Source organism: Nannocystis bainbridge (assembly GCF_028368995.1).
Lineage (GTDB): Bacteria > Myxococcota_A > Polyangia > Nannocystales > Nannocystaceae > Nannocystis > Nannocystis bainbridge.
In genome coordinates this window covers 613141-629319 of sequence record NZ_JAQNDL010000005.1, presented here as the reverse complement: position 1 = coordinate 629319, position 16179 = coordinate 613141, and the positions used below count along the sequence as shown (strand labels likewise).

At 71.1% G+C, this 16179-nt stretch carries 17 protein-coding genes; 9 read left to right on the top strand and 8 right to left on the bottom strand.

Annotated features, from left to right (window positions below):
• Positions 1-108 precede the first annotated feature (108 nt).
• Positions 109-993, top strand: coding sequence for a GmrSD restriction endonuclease domain-containing protein (locus POL25_RS42850; protein ID WP_272092247.1), 885 nt, complete (start codon positions 109-111; stop codon positions 991-993).
• Between the two features lie 61 nt (positions 994-1054).
• Here POL25_RS42850 and POL25_RS42845 read toward each other — a convergent pair whose 3' ends face one another.
• From POL25_RS42845 to POL25_RS42835, 3 genes are all read right to left on the bottom strand, one after another.
• A complete protein-coding gene (locus tag POL25_RS42845) occupies positions 1055-1819 on the bottom strand; it encodes an MBL fold metallo-hydrolase (protein ID WP_272092246.1) in 765 nt (254 codons plus the stop codon).
• Positions 1820-1887: 68 nt separating this feature from the next.
• Complete coding sequence (locus tag POL25_RS42840; RefSeq protein WP_272092245.1) at positions 1888-2361, bottom strand: hypothetical protein; 474 nt, start codon at positions 2359-2361, stop codon at positions 1888-1890.
• Between the two features lie 118 nt (positions 2362-2479).
• Entirely contained in the window at positions 2480-3058 is a 579-nt protein-coding gene (locus POL25_RS42835; RefSeq protein ID WP_272092244.1) for a HutD/Ves family protein, read from the bottom strand.
• Positions 3059-3447: 389 nt separating this feature from the next.
• Here POL25_RS42835 and POL25_RS42830 point away from each other — a divergent pair, with 389 nt between their 5' ends.
• The 3 genes from POL25_RS42830 (at position 3448) to POL25_RS42820 (ending at position 6662) form a co-directional block, all read left to right on the top strand.
• Positions 3448-5133, top strand: a complete 1686-nt coding sequence (locus tag POL25_RS42830; protein ID WP_272092243.1) for a hypothetical protein — start codon at positions 3448-3450, stop codon at positions 5131-5133.
• Complete coding sequence (locus tag POL25_RS42825; RefSeq protein WP_272092242.1) at positions 5066-5311, top strand: molybdopterin-dependent oxidoreductase; 246 nt, start codon at positions 5066-5068, stop codon at positions 5309-5311. Before POL25_RS42830 ends, POL25_RS42825 begins: the two co-directional genes overlap by 68 nt.
• A 271-nt stretch (positions 5312-5582) precedes the next feature.
• Positions 5583-6662 carry a chemotaxis protein CheB gene (locus POL25_RS42820; protein ID WP_272092241.1) on the top strand — a complete coding sequence of 360 codons (1080 nt, stop codon included), beginning with the start codon at positions 5583-5585 and terminating at the stop codon, positions 6660-6662.
• A gap of 147 nt (positions 6663-6809) precedes the next feature.
• On the opposite strand, the gene POL25_RS42815 is transcribed toward POL25_RS42820, so the two are convergent.
• The 3 genes from POL25_RS42815 to POL25_RS42805 form a co-directional block, all read right to left on the bottom strand.
• Complete coding sequence (locus POL25_RS42815; RefSeq protein ID WP_272092240.1) at positions 6810-7445, bottom strand: hypothetical protein; 636 nt, start codon at positions 7443-7445, stop codon at positions 6810-6812.
• 86 nt (positions 7446-7531) lie between these two features.
• On the bottom strand, positions 7532-8404 hold the full coding sequence (locus POL25_RS42810; RefSeq protein ID WP_272092239.1) for an MBL fold metallo-hydrolase: 873 nt from the start codon (positions 8402-8404) through the stop codon (positions 7532-7534).
• Positions 8392-8703 (bottom strand): hypothetical protein, encoded by a 312-nt coding sequence (locus POL25_RS42805; RefSeq protein WP_272092238.1) that lies wholly within the window; start codon positions 8701-8703, stop codon positions 8392-8394. The genes POL25_RS42810 and POL25_RS42805 overlap by 13 nt, the downstream gene beginning before the upstream one ends.
• 329 nt (positions 8704-9032) lie before the next feature.
• Here POL25_RS42805 and POL25_RS42800 point away from each other — a divergent pair, with 329 nt between their 5' ends.
• The gene (locus POL25_RS42800) at positions 9033-9560 is read left to right on the top strand and encodes a hypothetical protein (RefSeq protein WP_272092237.1); all 528 of its coding nucleotides are present in this window, start codon (positions 9033-9035) and stop codon (positions 9558-9560) included.
• Between the two features lie 503 nt (positions 9561-10063).
• Positions 10064-11797 carry a DUF4215 domain-containing protein gene (locus tag POL25_RS42795; protein WP_272092236.1) on the top strand — a complete coding sequence of 578 codons (1734 nt, stop codon included), beginning with the start codon at positions 10064-10066 and terminating at the stop codon, positions 11795-11797.
• Positions 11798-11871: 74 nt separating this feature from the next.
• Here POL25_RS42795 and POL25_RS42790 read toward each other — a convergent pair whose 3' ends face one another.
• Positions 11872-12066, bottom strand: a complete 195-nt coding sequence (locus POL25_RS42790; protein WP_272092235.1) for a hypothetical protein — start codon at positions 12064-12066, stop codon at positions 11872-11874.
• 145 nt (positions 12067-12211) lie between these two features.
• Here POL25_RS42790 and POL25_RS42785 point away from each other — a divergent pair, with 145 nt between their 5' ends.
• Positions 12212-13630, top strand: coding sequence for a ferritin-like domain-containing protein (locus POL25_RS42785; protein WP_272092234.1), 1419 nt, complete (start codon positions 12212-12214; stop codon positions 13628-13630).
• Positions 13631-13858: 228 nt separating this feature from the next.
• Positions 13859-14470, top strand: a complete 612-nt coding sequence (gene pssA / locus POL25_RS42780; RefSeq protein WP_272092233.1) for a CDP-diacylglycerol--serine O-phosphatidyltransferase — start codon at positions 13859-13861, stop codon at positions 14468-14470.
• Positions 14471-14488: 18 nt separating this feature from the next.
• On the opposite strand, the gene POL25_RS42775 is transcribed toward pssA, so the two are convergent.
• Positions 14489-15601, bottom strand: a complete 1113-nt coding sequence (locus POL25_RS42775) for a tRNA-uridine aminocarboxypropyltransferase (RefSeq protein ID WP_272092232.1) — start codon at positions 15599-15601, stop codon at positions 14489-14491.
• A gap of 146 nt (positions 15602-15747) precedes the next feature.
• Between POL25_RS42775 and POL25_RS42770 the strand changes: the two genes are divergently transcribed.
• Complete coding sequence (locus POL25_RS42770; protein ID WP_272092231.1) at positions 15748-16158, top strand: FHA domain-containing protein; 411 nt, start codon at positions 15748-15750, stop codon at positions 16156-16158.
• The last annotated feature ends 21 nt before the right edge of the window (positions 16159-16179 follow it).

The window sequence follows — 16179 nt, the reverse complement described above, 5'->3', positions numbered from 1 at the left end:
GCACGATTGGGCTCGCCGCGTGGTGCGATGATTCGCGCGGCGATATCGGACGCGACGGCCTCGGCCGAAAATTGGACGGCCGATCGCGGCTCGGCGAGATTCGCCGCGGTGATCGCCCGCCCGCGCCTCCGTTTCGCCGTATTCGCCGTTCTGCTGGGCCTCGGCTGCGATCCCGGCGGATCGGCGGGCCACGGCGCGGTGCCGGCCGCGATCGTCGCGGATGACGCTGGCGACGCGGGGCGGCTGGCGGCGCCGCTGCTGGCGACGCTGCCGGTGCGTCCGCGCGACGGCCGCGACTACGCGCGCGACCAGTTCGGGCGCGCGTGGCTCGACATCGACCACAACGGCTGCGACACGCGCGACGACATCCTGCGCCGTGACCTCCGCGAGGTCCGACTCGCGCCGAGCAAGCGCCCCTGCGTGGTCACGGCCGGCAAGCTGGCCGATCCGTACACCGCGGCAGACATCGCCTTCGAGCGCGGCGGCGGGCCGGCGGTCGACATCGATCACGTGGTCGCGCTCGGCGACGCGTGGGCCACCGGCGCGGCGGCGTGGCAGCCGGCGCGGCGGATCGCGCTGGCCAACGATCCGCTCAACCTGCTGGCGGTCGACGCCTCGGCCAATCGCGCCAAGGGCGGCAGCAACGCTGCCCTGTGGCTGCCGCCGAACCACGACTACCGCTGCGCCTACGTGGCCCGCCAGATCGCCGTCAAGGCCAAGTACGGGCTGTGGATCACCGAGGACGAGCGCGAGGCGATGCAGGACGTCCTGCGCGGCTGCCCGGACGAGGTCGCGCCCGACGGCGGGCCGATCGAGGTACCGGCGGTGGTTTCGCAGGACAAAAAGACGGCGCCCCGGACCAGCGGCGGCGACCCGAACTACGGCAGCTGCAAGGAGGCGAAGGCCCGCGGCGCCGGGCCGTACCGCCGCGGCCGCGATCCGGAGTATGCGTATTACCGCGACGCCGACGGTGACGGCGTGGTGTGTGAATGATCGCAAAATCTTCGGGACATGTCTCATGGGGCATGTCTCGAAGAGCATGTTCTGAAGGACATCAATACCAGGCGCGGCGGCGGACCTCGACGCCGCTGCCGGCCAGGGCGCCGTCGAGCGCGTCGAGGTCGGAGTCGCGGTAGTGATAGGGGTAGAGGACCTTCGGCTTGAAGGCGGCGACGCACCCGGCGGCCTCGGTCGGGGTCATCGTGTAGGGCAGGTTCATGCACACGAAGGCGACATCGATGTCGCGCAGGGCCTGCATCTCGAGCGTGCACTCGGTGTCGCCCGAGAGGTAGATCCGGCGGTCGCCGACCGTCAGCACGTAGCCGTTGCCGCGGCCCTTGTCGTGATAGAGCTTGCCCGGCTCGGGGCCGCGCACGAGGTTGTACATCGGCACCGCCTCGACGCGGAGGAACCCGAGGTCGCGCGATTCGCCGTTGGCGAGCACGACCGCGCCGGCGAGCTGCTCGGCGACCACGGCGGGCGCGACGACGATGGCGTCGTCCTTGCGCACGCTGGCGATCGCGGCGGCGTCGAAGTGGTCGGGGTGGATGTCGGTGACGAGCACGAGGTCGGCTTTGGGGCCGCGCAGATCGGCCTTGGACCACGGGTCGACCCACACGACCTTGTCACCGATGGCGAATCGCACGGTGCCGTGATGCACCGGGTGGATCTCGAAGGGGCCGGCGCTGGTGGTCAGGACATCGACGCTCGTGGGCGCGGGCGCATCGACGGGCGCGGGCTTCGGGTCGGGTGCAGCGCCGCCGGGGGTCGACGAGGCGCCGCAAGCCGCGAGCGTGAGGACGAGGAGAGGGGCGCGCATGGGCGCGAGCATACGCCGGGCCGTAGTTGCGAGGGCGTATGTTCGCGGCACGCCGAGGCGGCGCGCTCTCAGGGGGCTTGCAGCTGGCCCATGAGCCAGTAAGGGCCGACGCACGCGGGGTCGAGCGGGGCCTTCAGCTGGGCGCGCAGCGAGTCGGTCAGGGAGGCCTGGCCGCCGCCGGTGCGCAGCGGCTCACCGACGCGGGCGACCACCTTGCCGGTGCTGTCGACGATCTCCAGGCGGCCCTCGGCGCGGCGCGGGGTGTAGCCCGGCTGCCAGATCAGCAGGTGACCGGGATCCTTGCCGTCAGGGCTGACGCGCAGGCAGCCGGACTGCTCGATCAGCGTGCCGGCGAGCAGAGCCTCCATGAAGGCATTGCTGGTCTCGCGCAGCTCGGGCAGGACGGGCACCGCGGCGGCCTCGGCGGGGGGCTGCGCGGCAGGCTCGGGCGCGGGCGCAGGCGCCGGTGCGGCGGGCGTCGGGGCGGGGCGCGAGCTCGCGTCCTGGGCGGGCGCGGAGCAGGCGAGCGCGAGAGCGATCATTGCGAGGAGCGGTGTGGCACGCACACGATGCGTGTCGCACGGCGGTGAGGTGTTCACCATCGGGGCTCCACGCATCGCCGTCGACGCGGCAGGACACGCGGAGTGATGGTGTGACCGATCATAGATACTCGAGGCGGACGAGGACGAGGTCGCCGGCGAGGGTGACGGGGAAGGTGTCCTCGGGGACATGTTCCAAGATTACGCAGTCGCCGGCGGTCGCCCGGACGCCGGCGACGAGGGTGTCGCCGCCTTCGACGTAAACGAGCCAGGTCAGGCCGGGGCGATGCTCGAGGGTGGCAGCGCGGGTGCGGGTGAGCGTGTGACGGACGCGGCCGCGGCGGGTCATGACGTTGAAGTCGCGGGTGGGGCCGCCGACGAGGTCGCAGGCGGCCCCGCGATCGCCGGAGAAGGGGTGGGCGGGGTCGCCGAGGCGCAGCTGCGCGAGAGGCTCGCCGTCGACGCGGAGATCGAAGCCGGGGCCGGCGAGCACGAGGATGCTGCGGTCGATGCCAGGAAAGTGCGAGAAGCGGCAGTCGGCGTCGACCTCGGCGATGCTGACGCGCCAGTCGAATTCACCGGCGCCCTCGGGCCGCACGGCCAGCTCGGTGGTCCAGCCGCCGTCGTTCTTCCAGCGCACGCGCGGCTGGGCGGCGCGAGGGACGAGGAGGATGCCAGGGCCGTCGGTCGGGTCGGTCACGGGTGAGACGGTATCACGCCGGGTGGCGGAAGCCGATGGAGATACGGCTGATGCTTTGGTGGGTGGAGGGGTCGTGTGGTGCCAGTGGGCTGCGAGTGGGTGAATCGCTGGGGGGGGTGTCGGGGTTGCTTCGAAGGTGAATCGCGCGATCGAAGTCGCGGTGCTTCGACGGGCTGCGCAGGGTGGCGAGATCTCGCTCGTGGGGCGACACGGGGGCGCGAATGCGACGCCGGCGGCTGCACTCATGATATTGTGTCTGCGGGCAGCAAGAGGCGGCGGCCGGGCCGCCGGTGGATCGGGCTGGGCCAGGATTGCGGACATTGGTGTGCATGGCGGATGTTGCGCGGGCGCGCGGTCGGCCGCTCGTTCGGCTTATCCTCGCCCGCGCCATGACGCGATTTCCTGCCGCCGCGGCGATCGTCCTCGGCCTCGTGACGCCGGCGTGCAAGCCTGACAGGACCGCGACCGTGACGCCGACAGCGCCTGCGCTCGCGAGCGCGCCCACGGCCGCGACGGCGCCGCTCGGGACCGCGGAGCAGCGGGCGCGCCTGTTCGCCGAGATCTGGGACAAGACGGCCCGGCGCGAGGCGTTCTCGCCGGTCAAGAACGAGCGGCTCGAGCTCGACGTGCGGGCGAACATGGAGGCGTTCGCGCCGGCGCTGCTGGCGGCGAGGACGGAGGTCGAGCTGTTCTACGCGCTGGTGAAGATCAGCAACGCGCGCAAGGACCGTCACCTCAAGGTCCGTCCGGTCGAGGGCGGGTTGCGAGTGCCAGGCTGGGAGGCGAAGGCCGAGGCGCCGCTGCGGTTCGCTACCGATTATGGGGGGTCCGAATTGTCGGTGTTCGTGGCCGACCTCGACGCTTCGTTCTTCGCGGCGCACGCGGAGCTGCGGGCGCCACGGCGCGGCGACCGGGTGGTGGCGATCGACGGGCGGCCGCTGGTGGAGTACGTGGCGGGGGTCGAGCCGTACTACCCCTATTCGACGCGCGAGAATTTTTGGTGGCACGTGTCGGCGCAGCTGCACGTGCGCAGCGGGCTGCTGCCGCCCGAGCATTTCGCGGCGCAGGTGCGGTACGGGCTGCAGGCGGCCGACGGGGCGGTCTACGAGGTGACGCTGCCGTGGCTACCCCCGGAGGAGATACGCTGGGAGAGGCCGCAGCGGCCGGAGTACCCGGGCATGCGGCTCGAGTTCGCGACCGAGACGTACGAGCTGCTGCGACCGACGGACGGGCGCAAGCTGGTGCTGCTGCGCTGGCTGGGGTTCCGCCGCACGCTGGTGGCAGATGTCGAGCGGCTGATGGCCTACGCGCAGGCGGAGCGGCTGCTGGGGCACGCGCTGGTGGTCGACGCGACCGGCTCGCGCGGGGGCTCGCTCGGAGGCTACGCGATCCAGCGGATGACGAGCCGACCGTTCAAGACGACGCTGGGCAACCTGCGCCTGAGCGATGTGGTGGTGCCATTCGTGGCGCAGAAGCGGGCGGAGGTGGTCGCAGGTGGGCCGAGCGACGCAGGGGTGTTCGAGAGCGAAGACGGCGGGGTCCGACTGCTGGCGTGGCTCGAGGGCTCGGTGATCCCGGCGCTGCAGGCGGGCCGCAGCTTCAGCGAGGCGGTACCGTTCAAGCTGGCGCACCTGCCCGCCGATTCGGACGGGCTGCTGCAGCCGGCGCCGGTGCATTTCTCGGGGCCGCTGGTGTGCCTGTTCGGCCCGGGCGGCGGCTCACACCTGGACCAGTTCGCGGCGACGATCGTCGACAACGCGCTGGGCCACACGATCGGGATGCCGACAGGCGGGTTCAGCAATACGTGGGAGTGGTCGGAGGTGCTGACGATGCCAGGCACGGACCAGCCGCTGGTGGAGTTCATGTGGTCGATCGGGCAGACGATCCGCCCGAACGGAGAGGTGCTCGAGGGGAACCCGGCGCAGGTCGCCGAGCGGGTGCCGCTGACGGCGGGGAACTATGAGCATTACCATGGGGTGCTGCTCGAGCGGGCTTATGCGTATCTGGATGGGCTGGAGCGGCGGGGCCGGCGGGACGTACTACGACACGCAGACCATCGAAGACGCGATCGGTGAACCCTTGTCTGCAGTCTATGGCGCACCGCTGCGGCTTCGCGCCGAGAATCAGCTGGGTTTCAAGATGGTCAAGTGGATCGAGCGCATCGAGCTCGTCGCTTCCGAGAAGACCCTGGGCGAAGGCGAGGGCGGCTCGAACGAAGACCACGAGTACTTCGATCTCGACCCTTACATCTGACGCCCGGCTGGCTTCACGCTCGCAGTCAATATGCAGACGGCAGATCCACGACATGCGGCCAGCATGCCCGCGGCGGTCGCCCGATTCCATGCGGCGGGCTCGGCTGAACAGCCGTCCCGGCTCGACCCCGATCGCCCACGAGGAGAGCCTCTACGCGCATCAGGCGCGGACTCGAGCGGCCTGAGCAAGGTATCCACTTTTCGGGGCAATCTCCGTTCACGGTGCGGCGTCGCCGCGATGCACGCGCTCTGCCCTCAGGCGGGCGAGGCTGATGATCGGCGCCGCTTGCCCGCCCGACGCCGCGATGGAACGACAGGTGGCGCAAAATGCGCATTTCCGTGCACCGGTGACGGCGGCTGGCTGTTCCCGGGTCGAGATCCATACTGGCCCGGTGAACCATGATGTCATCGTGATCGGAGGCTCCGCTGGCTCCCTGGACGTTCTCATGGGCCTTGTCGCCGGATTGCCGGCCGACCTCCCGGCATCGATCTTTGTCGCTATCCACACGCAACCCGACCAAAAGAGCGTACTACCCGAGCTCCTGAATAATCGTGGTCGGCTTTCGGCGAGACACCCCGAGCACAACGAGCGAATCGTACCTGCGCGCATCTACGTCGCGCCACCCGACAATCATCTGCTCGTACGACACGGCTCCATGGAGGTCGTGCGTGGGCCCAAAGAGAATAACCACCGACCGGCCGTCGATGCCCTCTTCCGCACAGCGTCCACGGCCTACGGGTCTCGCGTCATCGGTGTCGTGCTCTCGGGTTACCTGGACTGCGGGACGGCCGGGATGATGTCGATCAAGGCGCGCGGCGGTCTGAGCGTGGTTCAGGCCCCCGAGACCGCCAAAGCCGCCGACATGCCGAGCAGCGTCATCCGCAAGGTCCAGATCGATCACGTGGCGACTCCACCTGAGCTGGCGGATCTTCTGACACGTCTGGCGGCCACGCCGGCGGCATCGGAGGACCTTCCCGGGAAGTTCGTCAGGCAGCTCGAGGGCACGGAGCCCGGTGCCCCGGCCGAGCTCGCCTGCCCACTCTGCCAGGGAGTGCTCACCGAGGCCCGGACAGAGGTGTTCCAGCACTTCCGGTGCCACGTCGGCCACACATTCTCGCTCGAGGGCCTCGTCCAGCAACAAAGCGAAGAGATGGAGCGAGCGCTGTGGGCGGCGGTCCGAGCACTTGAGGAGAGCGCGGCGCTCAGCAGCCGACTCAGCGCGAGCGGACCCGGTGAGCTCCGGAACCGATTTGCCGAGAAGGCAAACACCCAGCTTCGCGAGGCAGAGTTCATCCGGCACATGCTCCTCCACGGAACCCTGCTGTCCCGCAAGGACGCCTCCAAGATCTAGCCCGGCACAGGCTCCCTCTCGGTCGAGGGGCGACCTGGAAGTCGACGCGTCCCGTCCTCCGTGAAGGATCCCGCGGCAGGCTGTGCAGCGACGAGCCCTGGACGGCGCGGAGCACCACGTTCAGGCCCGGGAGCTCGCCCGCGGTCGTCAAACCTCCGGGATGCACGTGCCCGGCGCGGCGTGGCAGAGCCCGTCGATGCAGATGGCGTCCCCGCAGTCGGCGTCGGAGTCACAGCGGCGGCGGCGGCAGGCATCGCCGCCGAGCCCAGGGACGCAGGCAAACAGGGGAGGGCAGTCCTCATCGCCGACGCAGGGGTCGTACAGGCAGTGCTTGCTCCCGAGATCGCACACGCCGCCAGCTTCGCAGTCGGCTGACGTGTTGCAGGGGGGAGAGCATATCGTGGTGAACGGGGTGTCACATGAGCACGGCTCCGGGAACTCGATGCACACGTCACCGGGCGCGCAATCGAGGTCATGGGCGCACTGCAGCGCCGTGGGAAGGCACTGAGGGCACACCTCGTCGGTCGGCCCGACACACTGATCGGGGGCGCAATCGGCGTCGCCGAGGCAGCCGTCCTCGGACCCAGTGACAGCGGTCGTGGTGACCCCCGCGGTGGTGTCCGGGAGCATACCGGTCGTCGTCGTCGTGCTGGCCTCCATCGCTGTCGCGCTCGCCGATGACATCGCATCACCCGCGTCCGTCGTCGAGCCGCTTCGCTCGCCGCAGCCTGTCAGCAACCCCGCGGCGATGGTGAGATGCTGGAGGGTCTTGAGCGTCGCCACGGTCGAATGGTACGACGTGCGCGACTCGGGTGGGGTGCGGCAGATGGCGAAGAAGGTCGACACCGACCGACCATCGGGCGGGGACGTCACGGCGATTCTATGCGCTCGAAATGGCGCGGGACGACCACGCGGGTGCCGGGTGCGCAGCGCTCGACCTCGGCGACGAAGGCCGAGAGGTCTTCGTCGAGCGGGGCGTCGACGGGCGGGCCGCGCCAGTCGTCGAAGTGATTGGTGTAGACGAGGGGCGGGCGGCCCAGGGCGCGCAGCAGGCGACAGGTGTAATCGTCGACCTTCTCGCGCAGGCCGGTGGCGATGACTGCGATGTCGGGGCGCAGGCCGGTGAGCTCGGCCTCGATGAAGTTGGCGGTGCCGAGGAACAGCACGCGGCGGCCGGCGACCTCGACCAGATAGGCGAAGGTGCCGCCCTCGGCGTATTCGGCGAATCGCATGGGCAGCTGCGGCTCGGCGGCGATCTGGCCGCCGAGGTGCTCGTCGCCGATCTTCGAGTGGAGGCTCGGCAGGACCTGCACCGACCAGCCGTCGCCGGCGATCCGCTCGCGGCCGCGGACGGCGACGATCTGGGTGGCAGGCAGGCCGCTGGCGCGCGCGAGGCGGGCGGTGCTCTCGCTGCCGATCAGCCGGGCGCCGGTGGCAGCGGCGACGGCCGGGGCGTCGAGGACGTGATCGACGTGCGAGTGGCCGATGACGATCGCGTCGGCGCGCGGGGGCGCGTGGGCGGCGATGGCCGCGGGGTCGGGGACGATCGGGCCGTCGAGGTCGGGCCGCGAATAGTAAGGGTCGACGAGGAGCGTGACGGGCCCGGCGTCGAGCTGCCAGCCGGCGACGCCGAGGTAGGTGAGGGCGATGGCGTCTCGCGGGCGATCGGGTGCGGACGCGGCGCGTGTGTCGTGGCCGCCGCGGCAGGCGACGAGCGCGAGGACGAAGATCAGGGCACGCATGGCGCGCGTGTACGCGCGGCGGTGTGGCTCTGTTCCGCGGCCAGGATCAGCGCGCCACATTCGGCGCAGGTGGGCACCTCGCGCACGATGGCCAGCACGGGGCCCATGCCGACCATGTACGACATCATCAGCGGCAAGCAGACGACGAAGTCGGAGGCGAGCATCGGCGAGGCGGGCAGCAAGAAGATGGGGATCAGGAAGTAGAGCCGCCACCAGCGCCGCGCGGTGGCGGAGTTCTGGTACTCGACCGCCACGTCGCGCTCGCAGCGGGTGCAGTGCATGCAGGGCGGGGCGGCCATGCGGAGGACGGTAGCACGGGCCTCTGGGGAAGAGCCGGGGTGCGGCGCCGGGACGCACCGGGGGGCACTTCTGCATGCGTGCGGGGCAAGTTTGCGCGCGGCCTCGCTGGCGCGGCGGGCGTGGGAGCCTGTCGAGGTCGATGCGGCGATCGATCGACGCCGGGTTCACCGTGGATCGCAGAGGGCCAGCTTCGGCCGCATGGGCTGCGCTTCGCTCCCGTTGGCAGCGCGCGAGCGCTCGGGCGGGCATGTGAGCTGGCGCAACGTCGAAGTCGTGCGACGGCTGCGACAGCGCGATTCGGCCGGCATCTCGGAAGCGAGACCGACCCATGTCCACGATCTACAGCTCCAACGTCCTCCGCCTCACGACCCTCGCCGCGCTGCTGCTCGCGCCCGCCTGCGGTGAACCGGACGACTCGACCACCGCCACCAGCGAGGACAGCGAGACCGGCGGGGGCCCGAGCGGCAATCCCAGCGGCGATCCGAGCGGGAATCCGACCGGCGACACGACCGGCGCCACCAACGACCCCAGCGGCGGGACGCCGACGTCGACCGGCGGCGAGGCCTGCTACGGCGATTTCTCGATCAGCTCGACGCCCTTCAGCGGCGACCCCACGCTCGGCCAGGCCTGCGACGATCCCAACGTGCCCAAGAACTGCGCCGACGGCACGGCGATCACCTTCGGCACCGGGGAGTGCATCTGCATCGCCGCCTGCTCGAGCGGCGAGAAGCAGGTCGGCGAGGCCTGCATCGAGGGCAGCAACTGGGTGTGCCAGGACGTGCAGGCGACCAACCCCGGGATGAACGGCGGCAAGCTGTGCGTCAACACCGAGTGGAACCTGTGCCAGACGCCGTAGGCCCGTCGCTCGCGCGATGAGGCGGCGAATCGTCGCTCGTCGCCAGCGACCGGAATGATCACACCGCGAGCGAGCCTCGCGCGGCATCCGAGCTCGCTGCCGCGCGAGCGTCGGCTCGCTTTCGCGGGGCCGTGACCGACGGGGATCGCGCGATTGGTCGCTGGGGCCGAAAATTCTCACATGGCAGATCCGGACGCCGACGCGGGTCGGGCGCCGGTAGTGTGATTCAGGGTTTCCATGATCGTATGGAATCAGGGGCAGGAGACCAGGCCGTCGTTCGCCGCGTGGGGGGCGAAGGGCGGCCACCTGCCGCGGAATCCGTCGACCCACTCCCTGCGCGATCACGCGAATCGTCACGGCCCGCGGGGCCGGTGTCGTCGTGAGTCTCGTCTCCCGGGGGCAGAGACCCCCGCAGATCCTGTGCGGTACGGTGCGATTTCGACGCGCGATCGTGTGCACCACCCGAGCGCGCTGCCGACATGACCCTCACGAGGAACAGCCGAATGACTACCCGACAATTGAGCATTGGACTCGTCACTTTGCTGGTCGCCGCCTGCAACAGCGACAGCGGCAACGTGACGGCCTCGGCCAGCGAGAGCCAGGGCTCCTCCACGAGCACCACCGGCGACGAGACGCCGACCACGGGCCAGACCACGCAGACCACGCAGACCACCGTGCCGACGAGCACCGACCCGAGCGGGACGGACTCGGAGTCGGCCACCGACGGGACGACCGCGACCACCGAGGCGCTGACCAGCACGTCCTCCACCACCGAGGCCACGACGGACACCGAGCCGGTCTGCGGCGACGGCGTCGTCGAGGGCGGCGAGCAGTGTGACGACGGCAATGACGTCGAGGGCGACGGTTGCGAGCCGAGCTGCGTGCCGACGCCGGAGTGCGGCAACAACGAGGTCGAGCAGGGCGAGGTGTGCGACGACGGCAACACCGAGGACGGCGACGAGTGCAGCGCGGACTGCCAGACTTCGACGCCGGCCCCCGAGTGCGGCGACGGCACCGTCCAGGCGCCGGAGATGTGCGACGACGGCAACCAGGAGCCGGCTGACGGCTGCGAGCCGGACTGCACGCTCTCACCGCCGGAGTGCGGCAACGGCGTGCCCGAGGAGGGCGAGCAGTGCGACGACGGCAACGAGGTCGACGGCGGCCCCGGCGACTTCTGCAAGAACAACTGCACCATCTTCGTCCCGGCCTCCTGCAACGCCCCGGCCGAATACGTCGTCTGCGACAACGCCCTGAACCTGGCCGACAAGGCCGACAAGACCCAGGCGCACAAGGCGATCGGCATCTGCAACGATACGCCCGCCAACTCGATCCAGGTCACCGACTGGAGCTTCAACGCGACCGACAACGCGTCGTGGCAGATCGCCAAGGGCTTCGGCTCTTACACCTACGATCACGACATGGACCCCGTCACGCCGAACAAGCTGCTCTACAGCCCGCGTGAAGGCGACACCATGCTGATCATCAGCACCGGCACGATCTCGGCGCCGAACGGCAACGGCGTGGTGGTCCAGCCGGCCAACTCGCAGGCCGGCTTCGTCGGCAGCAACCAGAACCCCGACCTGCCCGACACGATGCCGGCGCCGATGGCACCGGTGAACGGCAGCGGCGGCATGCCGTTCAAGGACTGCGACGGCGTCAACGACTGCTCGGACACGCTGCAGCACCAGTGGACCGTGATCGCCGACGGCGACCCGAACGACAAGCTGTGGTTCACGTTCAAGACCAAGGTGCCGGCCGGGACCTACGGCTACACCTTCGACTTCGTGTTCTGCTCGGGTGAGTGGCCGACCTTCGTCGACTCGTCGTTCAACGACCTCCTGGTCGCCTGGCAGGTCGACCCGACGCCGGCCAACCCGCAGGCCAACCCCCCGGTCGAGCCGTACACCGGCAACGTCACGTTCATCCCCGACCCGAACGACGCGACCAAGGGCCTGCCGCTGACGATCACGGCGCTCGACCCGTACTACGACGGCCCCGGCTACACCTACGCCGAGCCGCAGCTCGCGGGCACCGGCTTCGAGACGCACGCCTGCTCCGACTGGTTCACCGCCAAGGGCGGCGTCCAGCCCGGCGCCGACATCACGATCGGCTTCTTCATCACCGACATGGGCGACTCGTACTACACGAGCACCGCGCTGCTCGACAACTTCCGCTGGGACTGCGAGGGCTGCGTCCCCAGCGAGGTCGTCGAATGCGGCGTCACGCCGCCGATGTGAGCCGACGCGCCGAACGGCGCGTGTCGTGAGTGGACCGAAGGGACATGTTCGAGAGAACATGTCCCTTCGGTCATTTATCGTTGAGCCAGGTGCGGCGACGCGGTGTATGCTGCCGCTGCCGCGATGGTGGCGTCGGTGGTCAGCTTTGAGCCGCGCCCGTCGTCGGTGCGGTGGGGGTGGCGTCCGTCGTGGTCGATCGACTCGACCGGAGCCACGACCTTGCGCGGAGCGATCGCCTCCGGGTCGAGGTTCGTGTCCTGCGAGATCACGGCCGGGTGCGCAGGTGCAGAGGGGACGATGGCCCCCAGGGCATGACGCAAAGTGGTCGATGGGACATGTCTTCATGGACATATGGCGAGAGCGCCCGTCGGCCGGGGTCTGTCTCACCGGGAGGCACCGTGGTATGCAGGCGAAATGACTAACTTCGATTTTCTCAAGCTGCGTGAGGCCGAGGTGTTGGCGGTGCTGCTGCGGGCCGCCGGAATGGCGCCGCTGGTGCTGGCGGGCGCGTGCACGGAGCGCCCGGTCGCCGCGACCGAGGGCTCGGCGTCGGGCATGACGAGCACGGGCGACGGGACGACGGCGAGCACCGGCGACGGGACGACGACGAGCACGGCCCCGGGGCCGGGGACGAGCACGGAGCCGCTGCCGGGGACGATCACGGAGACGGAGCCGACGACGGCGCCGGAGCCGGAGACCTCCGAGTCGGCGACCGATCCGACCGATCCGACCGTGGCGACGTCGCAGTCGAGCGATACGTCGGAGACGCCGGATTGCCCGATCGACCACTTCGACACCGTCGAATGCACCGAGCTGCCGGGCGAGACGACGGGCGAGACGACCGGGGACACGACGACGGGGGACACGACCGGCACGACCGGCGCGGACTCGACGACGGGGGACACGACGGGCGACACGATGGGCGACAGCGGGGCGTGCGCGGGGGTCGAGGTCCCGGTCTTCGAAGACTGCGGTCTGTGGCCGGCCTCGATCTCGCCGCCGTTCGAGCAGCGCGGGCAGTGCTGCGTGAATGTCTCGTGGCAGTCGAGCTGCTGCGGGCGGCCCTTCCTGGTCGAAGAGACAGCTCGCACGGCGCGGCCGCTGGCGCGCGACGACTGGGGCTCGGCGGTGGCGCCGGCGCTGGCCGGGCTGTCGGCGGGCGAGCGGGCGGCGCTGGCGGCCGGGTGGCTCGAGGACGGGCTGGCCGAGCACGCGTCGGTGGCCGCGTTCGCCCGCTTCGCGCTGCAGCTGCTGGCGCTCGGGGCCCCGGCGAGCCTGGTCGAGGCGGCGCAGCAGGCGATGGCCGACGAGGTCGCGCACGCGCGGCTGTGCTTCGGGTTGGCGGGGGCGTACGGCGGCGAGCCGCGGGGGCCGTCGCCGCTGCCGCTGGCGGGGGCGCTGACGGGCGCGGACGACCTGGTGACGGTGACGGTGGCGACGCTGCGCGAGGGCTGCATCGGCGAGACGTTCGCCGCCCTGCAGGCCGAGGCCGCGCTGGCGCGGGCGGAGGATCCAGCAGTGCGCGCGGCGCTGGCCCGGATCGCCGCCGACGAGCTGCGCCACGCGGAGCTGGCCTGGCGGTTCGTGGCGTGGGCGCTGGAGCGCGGCGGTCCGGCGGTTTACGCGGCCTGCGCGGCGGCGCTGGCGGCCGCGGAGGTGGGCGTCGGGAGGTCGCTGGGACATGTCGAAAAGGACATGTCCGAAAGGATGCTCGCGCACGGGCGCCTGGGCGCGGCCGGGCGGATGGCGGTGGCCCGGCGGGCGATGACCGCGGTGATCGGGCCGGCCGGGCGGGCGCTGCTGGCCCGCCACGCGCCGGCCTCGGCCGCGTGAGCGGTGCGCGGAGGCGCTCGGGACATGTTCCAATAGACATGTCCCGAGATGCATATGCGCGGCAGGCAGGCTTCCATCGCGGGGCTCGCGCGGCGACGCGGAGGGCCGGCCGGCGCCGCTGTGGCCGGCGGCTCGCGGTCTTTCGCGCACGAGCTCGCTGGCGCGGCGGTGGTCTGCAATTCAGGCCCACATCGGGCACCCTGATCCGGCACCGCGAGAGACACGACGATGAAGCGCCACTTCTCCATGATCCGCGAGTTTCACCTGGCCGACTGGTTCACCCTGGCCAACGCCTTCTGCGGCACCGGGGCGGTGTTCGCCGCCATGCGCTTCCTGCAGGACGGGCAGTCGCACCAGCTGCTGCGCGGCATGGCCCTGATCCCGCTGGCGTTCCTGTTCGACGCGCTGGATGGGCGGATCGCCCGCTGGCGCCGCAAGTCGTCGTCGCTGGGCCGCGAGCTCGACTCGCTCGCCGACGTGATCTCGTTCGGCGTGGCCCCGGCGGCGTTGGCGTACGCGTGCGGCATGCAGGGCGGGTGGGACTGGGTCGTGCTGTCGTACTTCGTGTGCTGCGGCGTCAGCCGCCTGGCCCGCTACAACGTCACGGCCGAGTCGATGTCCGGCGACGACGGCAAGGTCCGCTACTTCGAGGGCACGCCGATCCCGACCAGCCTGGTGCTGGTGGTGGTGCTGGCGCTGGCGACCTGGAACGACCGCATCGGCGACGCGCTGTGGTTCGGGTCGATCGACCTCGGCTGGCAGCTGCACCCGCTGGTGCTGATGTTCGCGCTGTCGGGTTCGTTGATGATCAGCAAGACGCTGCACATCCCCAAGCCGTGAGGGGCCGAGCGCCTGGCGTCAGGGGCTCGTGAGCAGCGTGGCCAGCGACTGCTCGATCGCCGCGAGGCGGCGAGGGGCGCGGCCCTGGCCGTCGGGGAGGTTGGAGGCGCGGCCGATCGATCGCTGCCACAGGGCGCGCAGGTCGAGCTCGGGGGCGAGGGTCCAGCCGGGCTCCATGCGCAGCAGCGAGAGGGCGTGATAGCCCCAGATGCCGAGCACCGCGTCGGGGCCGAGGAAGGCGCGCCAGGCGGCCTGCGTGGCCTCGAGCGGGGCGCCGGCGAGGATGGTGGCCTCGGGCAGGTCGAGGTTGGAGGCGACGCGCGGTGACAGGGGCTGACGCGGGGCCAGCAGGGTCGTGAAGCGTTCGCCGGTGGCGACCCGCACGGCCCGCAGCTCGATGGCCTCGACGGGCGGCGCGTCGGCGCTGCGGTACGGCCACGCGTTGGGCTCGACGTGCAGCAGGACCAATCGGTCGTGGGCGGCCCGCAGCGGGGCGCAGTGGTCGAACGCGGGCTTGGGCGCGCGGGGCGGTTTGTGGCGGGTGTGGCGGGCCGCGCCCGCGCCGGAGGCGACGTATTCGAGCTGCATCGCGACCATGCGCTCGAAGGCCGACAGCATCGGCGTGTAGCGGCCGGGGGCCCGCTCGAGCCGCTCGAGCACGTGGGCGGTGGCCTCGATGGTCGACAGGCAGTGACCCTCGGGCTCGCGGCGGATGCGATAGTTGCTGGTGAACTCGGGGCGGAAGAACAGCCGCGGGAGCGCGCGCAGCAGGGCGCTGCGGCCGACCAGCTTGCGCGCGTTGGCCCAGGTGCCGTCGACGACCACGAGGGTGCGCGGTGGACTGGCGAGGGCGTCGACGTCGACCGCGTCGGCGGAGGGGAACAGCAGGTGGGTGTCGGGCGCGGCGAGCAGCTCGGCGAGCGCGGGCTGACGGTCGGGGTCGAGGGTGACGTGCAGCTGCGAGCCGGGCAGCGAAAGGTGGGCCATGCGGCAGGTGCTGACGCCGACCCTGGTCTCGCGCGGGTGCTGCAGGAACACGACGCGGGTGCTGCTGGGCACCGGCACGAGGGCCTCGCACCAACACACTCGCCGGGGCCGTCGGCAGCGCGGACAGTGTGCTCGGGGCTCCACGGCGGTCGTCTACCACGAGGCGCGAGGGCGCGGGGCGCGGACGCGCGAGGTGGGGACGGGGCGTCCCGCGAGCGTGGCGCGGGGCTTCGAGGACTGTGTGATGTTGCGGCCTGGCGGCGCGCCGGGGCGCTCGCTACGCTGGAGCGGTGGCTGACGAGCCGTCGTGCTGCGGGGCGTGTGCTCACCTGGCCGGGGTGGGCGGGCGCGAGGGGGGCGAGACCGGGCCGGCGCTGCGCTTCGCGCTGGACCAGGACGGCCGGCCGAAGCACGCGTGGCTGGTGCTCGCCGGCGAGGCGGTCGCGCTCGAGCGGGCCGTCACCGTCATCGGGCGCGCGCCCGGCTGCGACCTCGTCATTCACGATCCGACGCTGTCGCGGCGGACTTGCTCGCTCTCGTTCGACAGCGAGGGCCATTGCATCGTCACCGACCTCGACAGCGCCTGCGGGGTGGTCGTGAACGATCGCAAGATCACGCGCGCGGGGCTGCACGCGGGCGATCGCGTGTATGTCGGCAGCGTCGTGTTCGAGGTCAAGTCGCGCGACGAAGCCGACGTGTGACGACGGCGGGTCGCGGGCGAG

What these genes read in the sequence shown, in the direction of transcription:
- POL25_RS42795 (WP_272092236.1), top strand. Translation starts at nt 10,064, where the DNA reads ATGACTACCCGACAATTGAGCATTGGACTCGTCACTTTGCTGGTCGCC.
- POL25_RS42825 (WP_272092242.1), top strand. Translation starts at nt 5,066, where the DNA reads ATGGGCTGGAGCGGCGGGGCCGGCGGGACGTACTACGACACGCAGACC.
- POL25_RS42845 (WP_272092246.1), bottom strand. Translation starts at nt 1,819, where the DNA reads ATGCGCGCCCCTCTCCTCGTCCTCACGCTCGCGGCTTGCGGCGCCTCG.
- POL25_RS42805 (WP_272092238.1), bottom strand. Translation starts at nt 8,703, where the DNA reads ATGGCCGCCCCGCCCTGCATGCACTGCACCCGCTGCGAGCGCGACGTG.
- POL25_RS42840 (WP_272092245.1), bottom strand. Translation starts at nt 2,361, where the DNA reads ATGATCGCTCTCGCGCTCGCCTGCTCCGCGCCCGCCCAGGACGCGAGC.
- POL25_RS42830 (WP_272092243.1), top strand. Translation starts at nt 3,448, where the DNA reads ATGACGCGATTTCCTGCCGCCGCGGCGATCGTCCTCGGCCTCGTGACG.
- POL25_RS42820 (WP_272092241.1), top strand. Translation starts at nt 5,583, where the DNA reads ATGATCGGCGCCGCTTGCCCGCCCGACGCCGCGATGGAACGACAGGTG.
- POL25_RS42785 (WP_272092234.1), top strand. Translation starts at nt 12,212, where the DNA reads ATGACTAACTTCGATTTTCTCAAGCTGCGTGAGGCCGAGGTGTTGGCG.
- POL25_RS42800 (WP_272092237.1), top strand. Translation starts at nt 9,033, where the DNA reads ATGTCCACGATCTACAGCTCCAACGTCCTCCGCCTCACGACCCTCGCC.
- POL25_RS42810 (WP_272092239.1), bottom strand. Translation starts at nt 8,404, where the DNA reads ATGCGTGCCCTGATCTTCGTCCTCGCGCTCGTCGCCTGCCGCGGCGGC.
- pssA (WP_272092233.1), top strand. Translation starts at nt 13,859, where the DNA reads ATGAAGCGCCACTTCTCCATGATCCGCGAGTTTCACCTGGCCGACTGG.